The following is an 18,719-nucleotide window of genomic DNA, read 5'->3' as shown; positions in this document are numbered from 1 at the left end:
CTCCAGTTAACGTTGAACTACGCGCGCCCCAATGCGCCCAGCGCATTGCAAATTTCGTCTACACGTGGAAGATCCGCGCTGCGCCAGCGCAACCGCGCGCTTGCATCGAAGCAGTAGATCTGGGTTGCATGATCCGCAATGTTGCCGAGCGGCAAGCGGCTGCCTGCAAGCGCCATCCGCATTCCGTCGACGTCTCGTAGTGTCGGAGTCGCAGCAGTCCATGCTGGCCCGGCCTGAAAACGCTTGAGCCACTCATGCAGCGCGGACGGTGAGTCGGAAAGCGGATCGATTCCGATCGAGAGCAATCGAACCGGATAACGTCCACGAGTTTGTTGCAACCGTTGCTGCACCGCGCTGAACAGCGCTCCTTGCAGAGGACATACGGAGCTACATCCGGTATAGATGGTCTGAACTGCTGTCACGCCATCTAGCAGCATGCTGTTCAGCGATCGCTCTGTACCGGTCTGATCGACCAGTCGCGTGTCTTCCAGACGAACTGGCGGAGTGACGAGCCCCGACGTCCCATGCTGTGCGTACGACGACAAAGGCGCCGCCGCGAGTGCAAGCATTGCGGCATCACGCAGGAAGACGCGGCGCGACGATCTTTCAACCGGCGTGGACTCGCCAGGTTCAGCGCGCATGAGAGCTTTTGGATCAAACAAGGCGTCGTCCTCCGCAAAAGCTCACAGAACTGCACACTCGCCTTCGCAAACAGCGTTTGGCGCGGCAGTCAATGAACACGTCGGGTGAGTCGGCGATCGCTACGTTGCTTCGGTTCCGGAGACGGCGAACCGGTTACGTGTTTGGAGGCAGCGATTAACGTCGACGGCATTCGATCGTATGCGAAGACGGCGACGACGGTTTGTTTAGTACCCCACACTTCCTGGTGCTTCGTTACGTGAAACTTGTCCACACGCGGCGGCTCGGGACTTCGGCCAAATGAAAGAATCCGGCAATGCGAAGCGTTGCCGTGATCTATATTGATTCGCGCGCCGCGATGTTATTTTCTCAGCCCGCACTGGCGTTGCTTGCCAGGAGCATGCCGGCACCGCGTGCCTGCGAATAACTCGTGCCACAGCTCATTGCACTGTTTCCCGTCACCGACATGGCAGTGCAGCCGTTCAGATTCATGCCCGTCTCGCAACGGCGAACGAGATTGGCCGACACAACACCGCCAACGCGATTTGCCGCCGCAATTCCACTTCCTCCAGGCCCGCTGAAACCCTCGACCACATTACCCACTACCACGGCCCCCGTCGCGCTCGACTCCAGATAGATGCCATTTTTCGCGCTCTCTTGACCGAGCACGGTATTGCCGTTGATTACCGGGTCGGACACGTCCAGACAATGAATGCCGTGCGCGCCCATGTAACGCAGGTTATTGCCTAAAATCGACGGCGAATCCTGGTAGAGCGCGAGAATGCCAATTGCACCATCCGCAGCATTACAAAGCACACTGTTATTGGTGACAGCTGTGCCTTGTCCGCGCTCGTGCCATATGAAAGTCAATAGCGGCGAGCCGGCGCGTATCGGGTTGCTCGCAACCAGCGCAGTTTCAGCAACACTCACGACAAAGGTTGCTGACGGCACGCCAGGCCCAGTAATAAGTTGGCCGAGTTGAACCGCAGGATTTGCGGATGTCAGCGTCACACGAGCCGTGCCGTTTGTCGTCGCCCGCTGCTCCACTGAGACCGCGTTATCGGTGTCCGAGCCTATCAAGCAAATTGCGGCTCTCGCGTGACCGCGCGTGAGGTCGACCGTGTTGCCCGATATGACGCACTGCACGGCTCCGCCATACACGGCAATGCCTGCGTGAATCGGGTCCCATGCGGACCCGGTGCCGTCGGTTGCGGCGCGGTCGAATATCACCGTGTTACCCGTGACCGAGCACGCCAGCGATCGGACGATAGCTATGCCCCACCACTTCGCGCCCTCGCAGGTGTTGCCCGTAATGGTCGAGTTATTGACGTTCTCCGTCACGATGCTGCGCCGGAACGAACCTCGCACGACGTTGCCCACCACCGTGCACATGTTGTCCTGCAGCGGGAACGAGTCGGCATGGTAGTTCGCCAGCCCTTCCATGTGTATTCCGATGCGGCAGTCCTGACCGGCTCTGGCTGTTACGAGATTGCCGGTGATCGTCGCTGCGCAACCCCAGACCGTGATACCGTCGCCGCGATCCTCGCCATAAGTGGACTTTTGCGTCGGGCCGCCGCCAGCGCCGATACAGTCAATAACCCTGTTATTGGCGATGATGAAATCGTGGTACTCGCCTGTCGACTCGACCTGAATGCCGTTCTGAAAATAACGGATGGTCGAGCGCGTCACGGAGCCGAGACTCGCGCGAAAAATGATGCCGACGTTGCGTTCGCCGCTATTCGACTGAAGCATGTTCGGGTTCGTGAGATAGACTCCGTCGAATTCACAGCCTTGAGCAGTCACCGTGATCGCCGCTGCATTGGCGATGCCGGCTGTAAATCGCAACTCGCCGCCGCCGACTACACGAATTGCCTTCTCAATCCTGAGGGGCTTGGTCACCTTGAACACGTGCCCGCCAGGGACATTCACGACTGCGGCACCGCTGCTAAATGCCGCTTGTATCGCAGCGCTGTGATCGACGGACGGCGCGCCAGAGCGTGCGTCAGCGCGTGCTTCGGGCGACATGAAGTCCAGCACGCTTGCTTCGCCACTCGGCCCGCGTGTATTTGTTGCATTCGACGCAGTTGCCGGTTTAGCCGAAAAGTATCCCGCCACTGCCGCGCATGCGGTCGTGGATAACTTCGTCAGGAAGTTGCGCCTCTGTTCGCTCAAAATTTTTCCCGCAGGTTCGAGTACAAATGGTTTGCCGTCGAGAAGACCTCAGCATCTGCCGCGATGCGATGGCAACATCACCCACTGCACCCTACCGATCAATTAACCGGCATTCGTCTGCGGCTTGCCGATACGAGCGAAGTGAAACGTCCTGATCAATATCGACTTCATCGCGCCCAAAGGTAGCCTTCGCCACGCGAGCGGCACTCCGGTCATTTGCGCGGCAAACCATGGCAATGACGAATCGTCTTCGATATCGAATGCGCTCAGACGAAACGGATCACCTTTTTCGTCGTTCCAGCCGACTGCTGTAGTGCGTCCACTCTTGTATCCGGTCGCCTTTAGCATCGCCACTTCGCGCGACCCATACCGGCCATAGGGATATGCGAAGTGTTCGCAGGGTGCCCCGGTAAGCTCTTCAACCTCACGCTTCGATTGCGCGAGTTCCTCGATGCACTCCCGATCGTCGAGGCGTGTGAGCGTCGGGTGAAAACGCGTGTGGGATTGAAAATCCACGTACGGCAGCATCGCTTCTATCTGGTCTTCGCTGAGTCCGCTGACCGGAGCTTCGTCGCTGCGTGCATTTTGCTGAAACCCGTGCCGCGCCAGCTCTTCGAGCCTTTGCGCGTTGGGAAGCTTGATCAGACGCTTGACGCCCGCATGCTGGGCGCCCGGCGTGAGCCACCAGTGAGTGCGCTCATGTGCCACGATGCTGCTGCAAATATAAATGGTAGGACGAACGCCATGCTTGATGAAAATCGGCAACAGCGCCGCGTTTCCAACATGGCCATCATCGAATGTGAGCGCCGCGCGCCGGCGACCTTTTCCAGGCGTGTTCACTTCGGACATCGGAACAAAGTCGCAATACTGCTTCAAATACGCAAGGTGTGAATCAAGCGTCGCTGGATCGGGGTCGTGATAAAGAAGTACCGCAACCCGGTCTCGCCACAGTAGAAAGCGTGTGAGCGCTGGTAAGCCGCTGAGAAGAATGGCGTGCGTAAAAATCGTGCGCATTAGTCGCTTCGGTTTCATGTCGCCTCTTCAGGTCACGAAATACAGCACGGTTGAGCGCTTCCTTATACCGTTCCCAATAAGGCCCGAACGTGCGGTTAACCACAAAGACGCTGCTTGCCTGCATTTGCCTTTAACGGTTTCACTTTTCGCGAATACCGTCGCCGACAAAGTGCATATTCATATCTTATGCACAGTGGTGCTGCGCCTATGCAGTGCAAATGATCCCGCTCAGGTTGTGCGCTCGCGAACATACGCGTCGAAAATGGCACCCCAGACTTTGGCAGTGCTGACTGGTGCGCATCACGCGCTAGTCCACCTTCACACCGTTCTACACGCGACCCGGTTTCATTCAGGCACGATCCGCGTCTGACGAGTCGCAGCATTCCGACAATGTATGAGCCTTGTTTGCCGCCCTCTTCCATTGAAGCGATGGAAAGACTTTCGTCGGCATATTCAGGGGTTCGAACGACGCTCGCAACTCGGGCGGAAAGTAATGGGCCGCGACGCTTGACGCCGATACGCAGACAAATAGCGTGCGGCAACGTAACTTTGCTGGCATCAGCGCCTGCACATCCATGTGTGCGGGTGGTCGGTTAAACCTCTTCGATGATGGGCTCCTTATGAACGAGTTTTCTCCAAAATCGCAGGCTGCCGGCTCCCGCCAGAATGACGTTGATCTGGTCCGTTACCTCGACGTAGTCCTGGCGAACCGGTGGCTCGTTCTGGCAATCGCGAGCATGGTGCTTGCAATGGGCGTGGCCTACAGTCTTCTCGCACCGCCCGTTTACCAGTCCGATATTCTCCTGCAGGTAGAACAGGAGAGCCCCACCAATACCAAGAGTCTGCTTGGCGACGTATCAAGCCTTTTCGACGTCAAAACAGAAACCACCGCTCAGATCGAGGTACTGCGCTCGCGTATGGTGGTAGGAAATGCGGTCGACAATCTCAAACTCTACATAAGCGCGGAGCCGAAGCGCTTTCCACTGATCGGCAATTGGATTGCGCGTTGGAACAAGGGCTTGTCACAGCCCGGCTTGCTCGGAGCCGGCGGCTATGCGTGGGGCAGCGAATCGGTCAACGTAGGGACGTTCGATGTTCCAGAAGATCTCGAAGGCGACGACTTCAAGCTGACCTCGCTCGGCGGAGGTCGCTATGTTGTCGAACAGAAGCAGCTTGACGCGCCGATCTACGGACGTGTCGGCGAGACGATCGTTTCCAACGAGAGCACGGGAAAGATAACGCTGCGCGTGCAGGCACTCAATGCGAATCCCGGCACGGAATTCCTGCTGGTGAGGAACTCGCGACTGAAGACGCTGGAGAACCTGCAAGACAAGCTGTTCATCGTTGAAAAAGGCAAGCAGAGCGGCATTATTGGCGCGTCGCTGACAGGCACCGACCGGCAACTTACCGCGAAGATCCTGAACAACATTGGCGACGAGTACGTTGCGGCAAACATCGCGCGTAAGGCAGCCGAAGCCGAAAAGTCGCTGGCGTTTCTCAGCGATTTACTCCCCCAACTGAAAAGCGAACTTGAAGATTCCGAGCGCAGCTACAACGCGTTGCGAATGAAGCGCGGCACATTCGACATCAGCGAGGAAGGCAAGACCTATCTGCGCGAAAGCGTCGAGTTACAGGCTAGTGCACTGGCGCTGAAGCAGAAACGCTCCGAACTCACCGCACTTTTCACGAGTGAGCACCCGTCGGTTCGTGCCGTCGATCAACAGCTTGCGGCCTTGAGCGCCAAAGAGGCCGCTGTTTCGCAGCGAATGACGTCACTGCCGGAACTGGAACAGGAGTCGTTGCGCCTGATGCGCGATGTGCGCGTCAATAACGATCTCTACGTCGGCATGCTCAACAACATGCAGCAGTTGAAACTCGTGCGGGCAGGCAAAGTCGGCACCGTGCGACTGCTCGACCGATCCGTCGTACCGAAGGAGCCCATCAAGCCGAATAAGCCGCTGCTGATCGCAGGTTCCGCAGCACTCGGCCTCGTCCTGGGAATAGTGGTGACCTTCATGCGCCACATACTGCGCGGCGGCGTGACAAATCCTCAGGACATCGAGCAGGAAACTGGTTTGACTGTCTATGCGACCGTGCCGGTTTCGCGCACGCAAGCAGCGCTCGAGCATGAATCGCCAAAACGGAACGAGGGCTTGCTGTTGCTCGCCACGCATTCTCCGGGAGATCCATCTGTCGAGAGTCTACGCAGTCTGCGCATCGTGCTGCAGCTTTCAATGCTGGAAGCGGGAAACAATCGCGTGCTGCTCACCGGTCCGAGCGAACAGATCGGCAAATCGTTTCTATCGGCCAATCTGGCAGCCGTGATGACGGGATCGGGCAAGCGTGTGCTGCTAATCGACGCTGATTTGCGCAGGGGCCATCTGAACGAGTATTTCAGCAAGGAATCGCAACCAGGGCTCGCGGACGTTCTGACGCAGAGTGCCACGTTAGACGACGCCCTGCAGCGTAACGTAGCGCCCGGACTCGACTTCCTCCCCAACGGTACTACACCGTCCGACCCCGCGGAGCTTCTGATGGGCGATGCAATGTCCCGTCTTCTGGAGTCGGTAGGCGACAGATACGACATGGTGTTGATCGATACTCCGCCCGTCCTCGCGGTATCCGATGCCGCCGTATTGGCGCACCGCTGCGGCACTGTGTTCCTTGCAACACGCTTTGGCACGACGTCGGTCGAAGAAGTACGCGAGTCCGTCAAGCAACTCAGGCATGCGAACGTGGAAGTCAAAGGCGTGATCTTCAACGCCTTCCATCCCGCCGCCTATCGCTACAGCTTGGGTTCGCATGCGGGCCGTAACCGATATCTGTCGTATCAGTACGCGACCGCCTCGGGCGACTCCAAATCCGGCAGTTGACCCGTGCGTAAGCGCATGCCGCGGAAAGCCTATATGGCCAATGCGGCATAACCGGTACGGCTTTGTCAAACCGAACTCCGAATAGAAGATGATCGTTAATGTAAAGCATTCGGTCGTTAGCATCGCGGGCGTTGTGCTCAGTCAGGCCGCGAACTTCATTGCGGTCATACTGATTGGCAAGTTCTGCGGGCCGAGCGAGCTCGGTTACTTCAGCCAGTTGAATGCGATTGGCCTTTTCGCCGGTTCGGTTCTGGGCTTGCGGCTCGAAGTGGCCTGTATGGCCGCGGATAAAACGCTTGCCGTTCGCGCGCTGGTGAGTTCGAGTTGCGTCGCCATGGCGATCGCACTGCTGCTCGCCGCCGTCGCAGTGGTCAGCGGCGAGCAGAAGTATTTGACCGTAGTGGTGCTGGCGAGCGGTGTATTCCTCCAGCAGGCACTGTCGTCTGCACTGGCAAGCGAGCGCAAGTACGTGAGCATCGCCGTGCAACGCGCATTTCCGAATGTCGCTTTTGCAGTGGCATTCGTTGCGCTGATGATGTTGGCCAGCCACCCGTGGAGCGGGCCGGACATTTTCGCGGTGTACAGCTTCGTGTTTTTTGCTTCAGCCGCCGTTCCGCTGGCTGGCTATCTCTTCACCTCCCGGTCGATGCTTTCGCCGGAGTGCCTGAAGTTCTCCCGGCTGCAACTCGATTACGCCAAATTCTCGCTGCCGACAACGTCACTCAATTCGGTCGTAATCTATTCAATCGCGATCCTCATGCCACTTGCTTTCGCACCCCACGACGCGGGCGTGTTTGCTCTTGCCTATCGCGTCGGCTATTTCCCTGCGTCTCTCCTGTCACAGAGCCTCGGCGCGGTGTTCCGACGGGATCTCATCGATCTGGTGGAAAGAGGAACGGACGTGCGCGGCGCAAGGAATCCGGCAACATCGTTCTCTCTGGTTCTAATGCCACTGAGCGTGGTGCTCATTGCAGCGGGCTACCTCGGTCTCGCGCTCATCATCAACTTCAAGATGGGAGACCTCTGGCAGCAGTCGATGCACGTTTACATGCTGTTTTCGCCGTACTTCCTGACGATGGCCGTGTTCGGTTCGCTTGCGCAGGTATTTATCGTCTTCAAGCAGCAGAAGTTTGATCTGGTGATTCAACTGATGAGCGCTGTCAGCATATTTATCATTTTCGCTTTCACGAGCGTCTTCAAGCTGGACTTTATGTCGGTTGTTCTGCTTCTCAGCCTATCGGGAACGCTTGTGGCATGCGTCGGCATCTACTATTCGGTGAACGTGGCGAAAGGCGGCATGAGCATCAAGCCGCGGGATTCGGTTGCAATCTAAGGGGGTGAACGTGCGTATTGTCAAAGTACCCGGGCTGATCGGGCGAAGCGCGAGTCCCGGTGTGTCGGCGACAATCTGGATGCTTCTGCTCGCCCTTCTTTGCTTCGTTTCCATCGCCCATGAAACGGTGCTGCCGGCCAAGTTCCTGCTCGACGAGCAAGTTATCCTCGAACGAATGCTGACGGTTAGTCGCTTCGAGGCCTTTGGCGACTCCTTCGACAACCTTGCGTGGACGTTCCGGTCCCTCGGCATTAGCACGCCGGGAATATCGTTGATCGGGTTTTTCGCTTCAACAGTCGGACTCGTGCTTGCGATCTGGCGCTCAGGAGTGACGTCGCTAACTTACATGGAATTCCTGCTGGCCTGCTTCTGGCTCTTTGCGCAGACGGTCTACATTGGTATGCCTTCGAAGGAGATCGTTATATCGCTAGCGGTTCTCTTCATCCTGCAGTGCAAGGACTCGCGGTTCATCGTTGTCGTATTCACAGTTTGCGTCGCGCTCATTGCCATCTTCTTTCGCACCTACTGGGCCATCACGTTAGCGCCGGCGCTGTTTCTGTACTTCGCGCCCGCTGTTCTGCGCAGGCCGCCTTTTCTTGCATTGCTGGCTGTCATTCTGTTCGCGTGCGTAGCCGCGAACTTCCGTATGCAATACGGCGAAACGCTGGACTTTGCACGGCAGATGGTCAACGAATCGAGAGATCCGAGCGAGGTCGGCTCGCTTATCGTGCAGATCATTCCCGGCGGCAATATGGTCTCGGACGTGACCAATGCCATGCTTATTCTGGGCACCTTTCTGCTGCCTTTGCCGCTGGTTCTCTCAGGGGTGGCGACACAGACCATCGGCGGAATATGCACGTTCTTTACGCTCGGCTCGATGTTCTCGCGGTATCAGAAAAGAGGTGCGGTCGCAGCGCCTGCTCGCTTTGAGAAGCTGTGCTTCTGCTTCATCGTCAGCTTTCTTGCAACTCAGGCGATCTTCGAACCCGACTATGGGTCGTTTCTCCGTCACCTGTCGCCGATTTCGCCGCTCTTAATGTATCTGCTGCTTTCATCGCGATTGGAGCGCGAGCCGGACGCGCCTCATGTCGCCACGATCCGGGGCGTCCGCTTCCATTTCGGCCAGCCAGAGCGCAGATGGCTCAGGTCCCACGATGGTCAATGAAAGCGCAGCGCGGCGTTCAGGCAGCGGTCGATTCCCGATGACGCAATGACGTTATTCCACCGAAGATGTTCGAGACTGGAAGGGTCGTTGGCCGGCACTGTCTCATCCGACAGCTGACCTATTCCTGCAAAGATGTCGGGCCCCGTGACCTTGCAGAGAATGCCGAATGCGGCCGCCGCAGTGAGGTTTGACGGTGAGTCGTTACAAATGATCCTTTTGCCCAACGCGGCATATTCGAGCAGCTTTGTCGGAGTCTGGACGTTATAGGGGCGTGAGTACGGAATCGTCGATATGGCGTACTCGCAGTTCTTTACTACCTCGAGAGCATCCCGCTGCGGCAGTTTTCCAGTGAATATCAGGCCAGGCGCTCCTTGATAAGCGTCGGCAATCTCCTTTTCCACGGCACCGACAAGTACCAGGGTTTCGGAACCGCGCCGCGCGGACGCGAAACCTGCAAGAAAATCATCGACGCCCCTCTCACGGGTGATCTCGCCCATATAGCAAAACGTTCCCGTCGGCAGCGCCCCGTTACGCGAGCCCTTGCAGGAGAAGATCCAGTCGGGCACGCCCATGGGCAACAGAATGGTTTCGACGCTGTCGTCGAAGTCCATTAGCTTCTGCATCGATTCGTTCTGGAAGATTCTCAGATTTGGACGCGGCTGTAGCAACTTCTTCGCCGCGTCTTTCAGTGTGATATAGCTGCCCACCGACAACGAGCGGTAGTCGTGAATCACGTAGCGCGAGGGCAGTCTCTTTGGGTAGAAGCCCATGATGCACCAGAGCACATAGTTGTGCGGGTCCGCAATTTTCCGGTAGTCAGCCATCGTGCCTGAGTTGACGAAATAGCCGTTCTTTTCGAAATACTCCGTGTACGCGGCCACCTCTGGATAGTTCGCCTTGCCCGTATGCAAAATAAACAGTTTCACTTTTTCCTACCTCCGTTGCTCACACTCGGCACCCACGTGGTCGACGAACTCTTTGCTTGCGAAGGCGTTTGCGTCCTACTGGCTAAAGTTTATTTTTAGCGAAATATAGCTATTGATGTTCGATTTCTCGATAACGTTGTCCCACGCGAGCTGCGTGAAATTTGCCCTTTGATTTGGCTTCGCCGTCTCGATGGTGGCAGCGGTCATACCGGTGAAAATGGAGGAACTGGTGATGATGCTGTTGATGTGCAAATCCTCGCAGCACGCGACGTTCGACGGAGAGTCATTGCACAGAATTTTCTTTCCAAGCGCAGCGTATTCGAGAAGCTTGGTCGGCGTCTGGTAGCAGTGCGGACGGTGGTACGGGAAATACGACACCGCAATCGACGACCTGGCAACCAGGCCAAGTGCCTCGCGCTGTGGCAACGCGCCTGCGAACACCAATCCGCGCTTACCGGCGTACCGCTCGTAAAGACGTGGCTCCGGCTTGCCGACGAGCAGCAGCGAAGCATCCACCTCGCGGAAGTTCTCAAGAAATGCCTCAATGACGAGATGAAAGCCCCGCTCGAAGCTCATGTCGCCGATATAGCAAAAGTCGGCGATATCCTCGGCATCAGGCGGTTGTTGCGGCACCTCGAAGATCCATTTCGGAACACCCATTGGAAGGATCACCGAGGGCACGTCATCATTGAACTTCATGATGTTTTGCTGCCGCGTATTCTGGAAGATCCGCAAGTTGGGCCGCGCGTTCAGATATCGCTTTGCGATGTCTTTCAGGCCAGCCGAGCCGCCCACAGAGAGCGACCTGTAGTCGTGAATGACAAAATCCGACGCCAGCTGCTTCGGATAGAAGCCCATGATCGCCCACACGAGAAAATCTGCCTTATCCGCAAGCGCTTTGTAGTCGCTCAATGTGCCGGCGACCACATCGACACCGCGTGCGGCGTAGTAGTCCTGATATGCCACGAGTTCGGGGTAATTAGCCCGGCCGGGATGTAGCAAGAAGATTTTGTACACGGTTGGTCCCCGTAAATCGTTGGTGCGTTCAACTAGTCGTTCAGATCATGCGACGGAACTACAGTGACTTGTCCGGGTTGGGCTGGATATCGCAAGGGACAATTGAATGGGTGTCCAGTACTTCCTTGACGTGTTTTTCTCCGCTGGACTCATAGGTGTTCAGCCATCTGTGAAAGATGGTGTCCATCGAGAACTTCGCCACCGCGAGTTCTCGTGCGGCCGCACCCATCTGTTCCCTCAGCTTCCGGTCGCCGCGGAGCTGCTTCAGGTAACCCGGCATCTCCTCATCCGACCCAACGAACCCCGTGACGCCGTGAACCACCACGTCGCGGTTGCCGACCACGTCGGTCACGACCGCTGGAATGCCCGCCACCTGCGCTTCGATCAGCGCTACAGGCATGCCTTCCCAGCGTGAAGTCTGCACGTAGATGTCGAGCTCGGACATCAACGAAAGCGCGCGCGAACGCGTTAGCCAGCCGCTGCACGTGAGCGCCGACGCCTGACTCGCGTCGGGCAGTTCTTCGCTGTTTCCGCCAATCCACACAAACCTGGTGGTTGCGTCGTGCAACGTGTTCGCGAGAGAGATAAAGAGCTCGTGGTGTTTCTGAAACGACGCACGGCCATTCATTCCGACGACGACATTTTCGTCCTCGCGATTCTTGCGCAGCGGAATACTGCTGATGTCCACACCGTTCTCTATCAGCGTTGCGTCCTTCACTCGAACCTTCTCTTCAATTTCGCGCAACTCTCCGGGTGAGCACGCAACGACAGTCCCTCCCATCATGTCGGCCATGCGCTCGAACATCAGATACGCGAGCTGCTTCGCGCGAGAGACGTCGCGACGTAAGAATGCAAGGCCGTGCGGTGAGTACAAAACCTTCGCGTTCTGCGTCGCAATTCTGGCGGCCGCTCGCCCCAATACGCCGGCCTTCGACGAGTGCAGGTGGATTACTGTCGGATCGCAGCGCCGGATATGTCTTGCGAGTTCCCACACGCTCGCCCAGTCCTTGCGGACATGGACGTCCCTGCACATGGACACGTGCACCAGGTCGACCTTGGGGTGGAACAGTTCGATGAAGTTCTTGGGAGTTTCCGGCCGTGTCGAATAAAGGACCGTGACATGTGCGCCGATTGCCGCTGCGCGATTGCAAAGCTCCGTGAGCATCGACAGAACGCCTCCTCCGAATGCCTCGGTAACGTGAACGATTCTCATGGGGCTCCCGCGCCAATTAACAATCTGCCAAGTTATCCACCGTGCTCGCCGCCCAGGTACGCGCCAAATTTATCTAATGACCTGGAGCCTGCGTTCGTTTTAAAACGCAAAATGCGAAAATTAATCTGCATAACTTATAAATCATGCGAAGCGTCGTGAAACGCCGATTTCACGACGCCGCGTTTATTTCATGTCGACGCCAAACTGCGTTGGAGCCGCAAAACGCGAAGCAATGCAAGGGATTGGTACCACTTAACGCGAACACGCAATTCAGGCTCGCGAATAGCGCGAGACTTTCAACTTTTTCGGATTCGTGCTTGTCGACCAACAAGCAACCAGGGATGGCTTACTGTTATTGCAAGCAGCGTATTGCGCAAAACGGGATGGAGCACAGCGGGCAAGCAGGTTTGCCTGAATCTTTCGAGTAGCAAACAGTAGAATGCGGAAACCTTGCGTGACGATAAGAGCCTAAAATGTCCCGCTCCGTGCGGAAGGACACATCGCGCGGTAAGTATTGCAAACAACAGTAACAAGTACCGTCAAATAATATTATTACTTTAAGGCAACGTTTCGTTTTATCCTTGGTCCGCGCCTTTCTGGGGAGTACGGTGCCATGGCAATGGGGCGCGCGTTCAGATGACGCCGAGGTCGTTGGATTGATCTAGACAACGGCAGGTCACGGCTAGGACGGCAACGTATGCTTAGGTGAAAAGACAGGCATACGATGCTGCGGGATGATCGCTTCGCTCCAACGTTTCGAGGCAAGCGGGAATAGCTAGCCGCGTTGAATGGTTTGCTCATCTCAGCGTCAGGAGGCGACTTACTTATAACAAGGCGCCGCAACCAGGCCGGAAGGTTCGACGCGAAGGTGACGCGTTGACGGCTTGTTTGCTATTTTTTCGAGTTCGCCTGGCTTAATCTCTGTGGAGTACGGCATTGACGACGATTCCGATGACCCTGAAGATCAAGCGCGCGTTCTCCGTCGCACGGGTTCTATGCATCTTTCTTGTACTCAGCGTGTCCATGCAAGCATTCCAGACAATAGAACGTTTGGCCGGCCGGCGAAGAGCGCGCCGACACAACAAATAGGCTCAGCATCGTGACACCCATGCTGGCGCTGATGTGCTTGCCGGCCCGCCGTCGGAAGAAATAGACCAACGTTACATTTAGTACTTTTCGCAGACCGCTGTGATCCCCACCAAATGCGAATCGACGCGCCACCATGTTCAATGGCGCGCGTCGAAATTGACTCAGTGCATTTATTAAGGCGCGGTTACTGGCCGGTATAACCGAGTGGGACCGTCGAATTGTTTTTCGCCACCGTCGCGTTATTCGACACGATGTACTGCGGCATTTCAGTAAGCGTCAACGTCACAGCACCGTTGCTATAAGGAAGTGTGCTGACATTGCCGTATCCATCGATCCTCGTCACATTGCCCGACGTGCCCGCATTGTCGACCTGCAACGTATAACTGCTCGAGTAGGTCTGGCTGTACACGCCGTTGCTTGCCGGCCATTGCGCGTTGCTATGCGCCCATGCGGCGGTCACCACTTTGCCGTTGCCGAGTTGCTGGAACGCGTACACAAATGCGCCCGACGGCGTGCCCTTTACGCGACCGAGCGTATTAGTGCCGTCGAGTACGCGGGTCATCGTGGCGAATGCCATTGCCTCCGGTTTTGGCGACAGATTAGTCGCGCCAAATGCACCTTGCGCGTTGTTCAGATCGAAGAACGAGCCGTAGCCCACTTCGCCCGGATAGTCGGGGCCGTAGAACAGTGTGGTGACCTGCGCGCCGCCGCCGAGCACGATGATGTGTGCGCGCACGCCGACTGCCGCGTGAGCGAACAACTGGTTCTGCGACGGCACCGTCGGACCATAACTGAGGCCCGGATCGTAGCTGGTACCCGCTTCGGTGAAAAAGAGCTTCATGTTCGGCTTGCCCGCTTGCATCACCGAACGCAATTGCGTCATCTGGTTGTCGAGCGCGTTGGCCTGGTTCGCCGGGTCCGGGTCGGAGTCCTGCAATTCCGGCGGATGTGCCGGATAAGTACCGGCGTTCCAGTAACCATGCGTCGATACGGCGTCGATGTAATTCCACAGACCCAGCGCACCGAACTTCTTCAGATATCCGGCCGTGCAGGTGTCGCAATTCGCAGCGAATGGATTGCCCGTACCCATCACGATCGCGCTCGGATCTGTCGAGTGGATGCCTTCGTATGCGGCCTTGTACATGGCAACGAAATTCGCGTCGCTGTCTGCCCAGCCGAGGCTCGGTTCCCACGTTACCTGATAGTAGTTCTTCTGCTGGTTCGGATAGTTCGCGGCGCGAATTGCGCTCGTATCGGTGCCGACTCTTGCCATGAAGTTCTGGAATTCCGGCATGTTCGACGGCGCGTAATAGCTGTCGTTGAACTGCCCCGTCTTCGAGTCCCACGCAGGCAAACCGTCCAGACGCACAATGCGCATCTGATCGGGATTGGCCTTATAGAACGGATCCAGGTCGTTCGCGCTCGGCGTGTAGGTGTTTGGACCGTTGGGTTCCATCGCCGACACTTGCCGATCGTCGATCGTCCATGAGATACCGAGCGCATGAAGTGCCGCGATATTGCCGTTGAAGCCCTGCATACCGAAGCGGTGCTGGTCCTGATGCGCATAGGCGACGGTCCCGATCGCGGAACTCAGATCGGGCAGAACACCGAACGTTGCGATGCCCACCGGTCGCGTCCCGCTTCTGGGCAGTGTGCCGCCGCCGGAGCGCAACGTAGCAGTCAGTGCGCCGTAGCCGGCCCACGTCGACTTGCATGACAGCGTGTTGGTCTGCACGCCCGAACTCACGGCAAAACTGCCCTGCGTCTTGATTGCGCCATTCGAGTCCGCCACTGACCAGACGACGGTGTCGGCGTTCGGTGCATTCGTCGTAATGGCGATCTTGAACGCGGCGTTGTTCGGAAACACGCGCAGACCGTCGGTGGTCGGCGTGTCGGCGCTGATCACGCCGTTAGCAGTTCCGCCTGCCGTTTGCGTCGGGTTGCCACATGAGATGGCAGCGCTCGTAGACGCCGCTGCAGACGAAGACGGTGTAGTGCTTGGTGTCGGTGTCGGTGTTGGCGCGGGAGTGGGCGTTGGTGCAGGCGTTGGCGCGGGTGCAGGTGCAGGTGCAGGCGCGGGTGCAGGCGTTGGCGCGGGTGCAGGTGCAGGTGCAGGTGCAGGCGCGGGTGCAGGCGCGGGTGCAGGCGCAGGTGCGGGCGCAGGTGACGGCGTCGCTGCCGCGGCTCTCATCCAGCACGCCTTGTTGTATCCGAACGCGGGATCGGCCTGCGAAACGGAGCCGACATAACACCCGACGCCGTTACTGAACGTACGGGGACTCGTCAGCATTGTCGACGGTGCATCGGGCGGGACCGCGCCGAACACCACCGAAGCCGTGCCGAGAAACGAGCACTTGCCGTTCTCTTGCGCGCACAGCTTGAATTGTTGACCCGCAACCGTAATCGTACTTGGCTGCGCTTGCGCGCTTTGAGCACCCAGAGATGTCAGCGCCGTCGTCGCCGCGATTCCCACCAACCTCGAATATCTAACCATGTCCCTGTCTTTGTGAAGAGAAGTTATCCCCGAAAAAGTAGGCAGGATCGGCTGCACCGTCACGCCTTTGTCTTATTGGATGTGAGAGAAAAGCTGTCCCCCGGACGCAATGTGGTCCGTCTTGCAGCATCAAACGCGGGACGATCGAAGGCCGGCGCGGCTGTGCCTATGCGCGCGGTGCGAAACAAAAATCACGGCTGTGCGAACGCCGCCGTTCCTAACATTCAATGATTAGGATGGCTAACCTACTACTTCAGCCAGATGGCTTTTCATCAACGATCAATCTGTTCGTTGGTGTGACGTGCGCCACATGAATCAAAGACTGGCCGCAGAAACGAAGCAAGCGACAAACGCCTTGAGAATCTGCGCCATTAGCGCGGCCCCGCGGCGAATGCTCGGCGCGCAGGCCAATAAGGAAAAATTACTCAGAGCCGGTGTCTGACGATAACGCTGCAGCATTAGTTACTGAGCGTCTCGGCGGGAGAATTATAAACGTTTCAAAACTGCAACCAAGGGGGGCGCGCTTCAATAAGTAGCAATTAAAACTGTACTTGCCCTGAAGAGCCGGTGCATTCCCCAATTCGCCGCTGTACGAAAATCTCGCCTCCGCATTGCGTGGAAAACGTAAAAGCTCTATTCGTCGGCGGATAAGGCTATAACTGTTGCGTTTAGAATTATTTGATCGCCCTTTTCGGCCGCATCGGCAGAAGGAACTTAGCAATTTTCGAAGAACGCGTGACACGGGTACGCGTATTGCGTAGTGTTTAACCTAGGCTAAAGGCCATTGCCGACTGTCCTGATTCGACTGCACCATGGCGTTTTCGTGTGTTACGCAACGCACTGATATTACGCACCAGAGTGGTACGCTGAAGAAAGCAGCCTTCGCGGGCAGTGAGCCGCCGCATTGCGGCGACAATCGAGCGACTAGAACGCACCGCGAAGCGCAATTGCCGGCTAACGGCTCAACATCGCTGCGGGAGCCACTGCGATGGGATACAAAACCTATACCTTGATGACCTTACTGGCGGTTAGCAACGCAGCCCAAGCGTGGCAGCCGCTCATCTACCCCATTCGAAGTCAAACCGCGTATCAGCGCAGCGTCGACAGTGCGATGTGCTACGCGTCTGCAAATAAGGAAACCAAAGTCAACACCGTGCGCGAGGCGCAAATTCCGCCGCCAAAGCCAACGGCAACCAAGACGTCTTCTACCGGCGCACCATCGCGTCCGCCGCTACCTCCGAGCACGTTCTCAGCCGCGCCTGCTGGCCCCGCGCTGCCCGATGGCACAGCGCCGGCCGCGCCCAACGCCGCTTCGGCGCCGCAACCCGGTGCCGCCACAGCGAGCAATGGCGCGCCGGCGACTCGTGCGACACTTGCCAGTGGAGTTCCAGCGGCACCCAAAACCGCAGATGCGGGGCACGCTGCATCTGCCGCATTGCCACCTTCCGCGGCAATCGTGCAACAGCCCGCCTCTGAGCCCGCGACTACGGCAAGCGCTGCGGGCGCGTCGCAACCGGGCACCGCCGCCCTGCCGCCACTACCGGCGCCCGAGCCACCCATGACCCGCTACTGGGCCGCCTACGGCTCATGCATGCAGGCACGAGGCTATGTCGTTGCGCAGTGAGCCTTCGCCGCAAGCATGCTTGCGGCGTCCACTACGCCGGCTACGGGGAGCGCCGCACGCCTTCGGCAACATCGCGGATATAACGACATGAATAGAGACCAAAACTATTATTCGGAATGCGAACAATGTGGCGCACCGCTCGTGAGCCGCGACGTTCCCTGCCCCTCATGTCATGCGCGCAGCGTCCCTGCGTACGCCGCGATGGTGCCCACGCTGACCGTGCGACTCACCGACGCGCGGCCGCCGAAAGCACGGCGTCTACCGACGCGAAGAGTCTGGAGCCCGACACGTGCGCTCGCCAATCCATATGCTGCGGTGGAAGATGCAGCCGTCGTGCAGAGCACCTATCAACGGATGCGCCAGCCGCTGGCTCTGGCCGCCTCCGCTGTGATCGTGGCTTCGGCGGTCTACGTCGGCTTCATACACAACCAGGACAGCGATGCAGACGGCGACCCCATAACGGTGTCGGGTGCGATCAGCAGACCGAAGAGCGCGCCGCCGGTCCTGGCGATGCAGCGTCCTGAAACTGCTGCGCCTGCGCGCGCGACAGCGGTCACTTCGGCTCCTCGCGTCGACACGGCGCCCAGGTCGCCAGCGGCAACGACCGCGGAGTCAGCCGCGTTCGCGTCGTTGCCCGCGCGCCGCACCGCGCCGGCCGCTTCGGCTGCCGGGACCATGTCCGCTGCGCCGGCCACCGCCGCTCTCACGACTGCATCCGCGCAAGCAAAACGCAATCCGGACGTCGCACCGCCGCTCAGCCCAGAAGAAAAAGTGCGTGCCGACCTGGCGCGGCATCTGCGTGCCGCGCGTGCAAGCCTTCAGAACAATAATCTATCTGCGACGAAGGCGCGCGTCGCCGCGGCGATCGCGGTACAACCTCAAAGCCGCGACGCTCAGAACCTGCGCGCGGCCGTCAATACACGCGAACAGCAGCGCGACGCATTGTTGAGTCTTGCCCGAGGCTGCGGCCACATCGGCCGGTGGGATTGCGTGTCGCTCAATGCAGGCAGCGCACTCGGTATCGATTCGAGCAGCAAGGAAGCGCGGCATCTGATGACACTTGCGGCACAGGAGTCGGCGCTAGATAGTGCGCGGACCATCGAGCCGACAACCGAAACCGCGGCCGATACACGCGACATCAACTTGCACCATTAAAGCGC

13 protein-coding genes are annotated in these 18,719 nt (G+C 58.0%); 6 read left to right on the top strand and 7 right to left on the bottom strand.

What is annotated here, in order from left to right; translation table 11 throughout:
* Positions 1 to 17 precede the first annotated feature (17 nt).
* The 3 genes from H281_RS0124675 to H281_RS0124665 all read right to left on the bottom strand — a co-directional run bounded on the left by H281_RS0124675 (position 18) and on the right by H281_RS0124665 (position 3,825).
* Complete coding sequence (locus tag H281_RS0124675; protein ID WP_020069810.1) at positions 18 to 641, bottom strand: SCO family protein; 624 nt, start codon at positions 639 to 641, stop codon at positions 18 to 20.
* Between the two features lie 367 nt (positions 642 to 1,008).
* On the bottom strand, positions 1,009 to 2,538 hold the full coding sequence (locus tag H281_RS0124670) for a NosD domain-containing protein (protein WP_241077909.1): 1,530 nt from the start codon (positions 2,536 to 2,538) through the stop codon (positions 1,009 to 1,011).
* Between the two features lie 375 nt (positions 2,539 to 2,913).
* A complete protein-coding gene (locus tag H281_RS0124665) occupies positions 2,914 to 3,825 on the bottom strand; it encodes a polysaccharide deacetylase family protein (RefSeq protein WP_020069808.1) in 912 nt (303 codons plus the stop codon).
* Between the two features lie 620 nt (positions 3,826 to 4,445).
* Here H281_RS0124665 and H281_RS0124660 point away from each other — a divergent pair.
* From H281_RS0124660 to H281_RS0124650, 3 genes are all read left to right on the top strand, one after another.
* Complete coding sequence (locus tag H281_RS0124660; protein WP_020069807.1) at positions 4,446 to 6,698, top strand: polysaccharide biosynthesis tyrosine autokinase; 2,253 nt, start codon at positions 4,446 to 4,448, stop codon at positions 6,696 to 6,698.
* An 88-nt stretch (positions 6,699 to 6,786) separates the two neighbouring features.
* Complete coding sequence (locus H281_RS0124655; protein ID WP_020069806.1) at positions 6,787 to 8,031, top strand: polysaccharide biosynthesis protein; 1,245 nt, start codon at positions 6,787 to 6,789, stop codon at positions 8,029 to 8,031.
* Between the two features lie 10 nt (positions 8,032 to 8,041).
* On the top strand, positions 8,042 to 9,196 hold the full coding sequence (locus H281_RS0124650; protein WP_164701935.1) for a hypothetical protein: 1,155 nt from the start codon (positions 8,042 to 8,044) through the stop codon (positions 9,194 to 9,196).
* Here the strand turns inward: H281_RS0124650 and H281_RS0124645 are convergent.
* The 4 genes from H281_RS0124645 to H281_RS0124625 all read right to left on the bottom strand — a co-directional run bounded on the left by H281_RS0124645 (position 9,190) and on the right by H281_RS0124625 (position 15,347).
* On the bottom strand, positions 9,190 to 10,122 hold the full coding sequence (locus H281_RS0124645) for a glycosyltransferase (RefSeq protein ID WP_020069804.1): 933 nt from the start codon (positions 10,120 to 10,122) through the stop codon (positions 9,190 to 9,192). The two genes, H281_RS0124650 and H281_RS0124645, sit on opposite strands and share 7 nt — an antisense overlap.
* A gap of 75 nt (positions 10,123 to 10,197) precedes the next feature.
* Positions 10,198 to 11,139, bottom strand: a complete 942-nt coding sequence (locus H281_RS0124640) for a glycosyltransferase (RefSeq protein ID WP_020069803.1) — start codon at positions 11,137 to 11,139, stop codon at positions 10,198 to 10,200.
* A gap of 58 nt (positions 11,140 to 11,197) precedes the next feature.
* Entirely contained in the window at positions 11,198 to 12,352 is a 1,155-nt protein-coding gene (locus H281_RS34830; protein ID WP_020069802.1) for a glycosyltransferase, read from the bottom strand.
* Between the two features lie 1,273 nt (positions 12,353 to 13,625).
* A complete protein-coding gene (locus H281_RS0124625; RefSeq protein WP_020069800.1) occupies positions 13,626 to 15,347 on the bottom strand; it encodes a hypothetical protein in 1,722 nt (573 codons plus the stop codon).
* A gap of 46 nt (positions 15,348 to 15,393) precedes the next feature.
* On the opposite strand from H281_RS0124625, the gene H281_RS37355 reads away from it, so the two are divergent.
* The 3 genes from H281_RS37355 to H281_RS0124615 all read left to right on the top strand — a co-directional run bounded on the left by H281_RS37355 (position 15,394) and on the right by H281_RS0124615 (position 18,714).
* Positions 15,394 to 15,690, top strand: a complete 297-nt coding sequence (locus tag H281_RS37355; protein WP_020069799.1) for a hypothetical protein — start codon at positions 15,394 to 15,396, stop codon at positions 15,688 to 15,690.
* A gap of 1,233 nt (positions 15,691 to 16,923) precedes the next feature.
* Positions 16,924 to 17,559, top strand: coding sequence for a hypothetical protein (locus H281_RS37350; protein ID WP_084690173.1), 636 nt, complete (start codon positions 16,924 to 16,926; stop codon positions 17,557 to 17,559).
* A gap of 87 nt (positions 17,560 to 17,646) precedes the next feature.
* Complete coding sequence (locus H281_RS0124615) at positions 17,647 to 18,714, top strand: hypothetical protein (protein ID WP_027804912.1); 1,068 nt, start codon at positions 17,647 to 17,649, stop codon at positions 18,712 to 18,714.
* Positions 18,715 to 18,719 lie beyond the last annotated feature (5 nt).

The organism is Paraburkholderia caledonica, assembly GCF_000383275.1.
Classification (GTDB): Bacteria; Pseudomonadota; Gammaproteobacteria; order Burkholderiales; family Burkholderiaceae; genus Paraburkholderia; species Paraburkholderia caledonica.
This window is presented reverse-complemented; position numbering and strand designations above follow the sequence as displayed.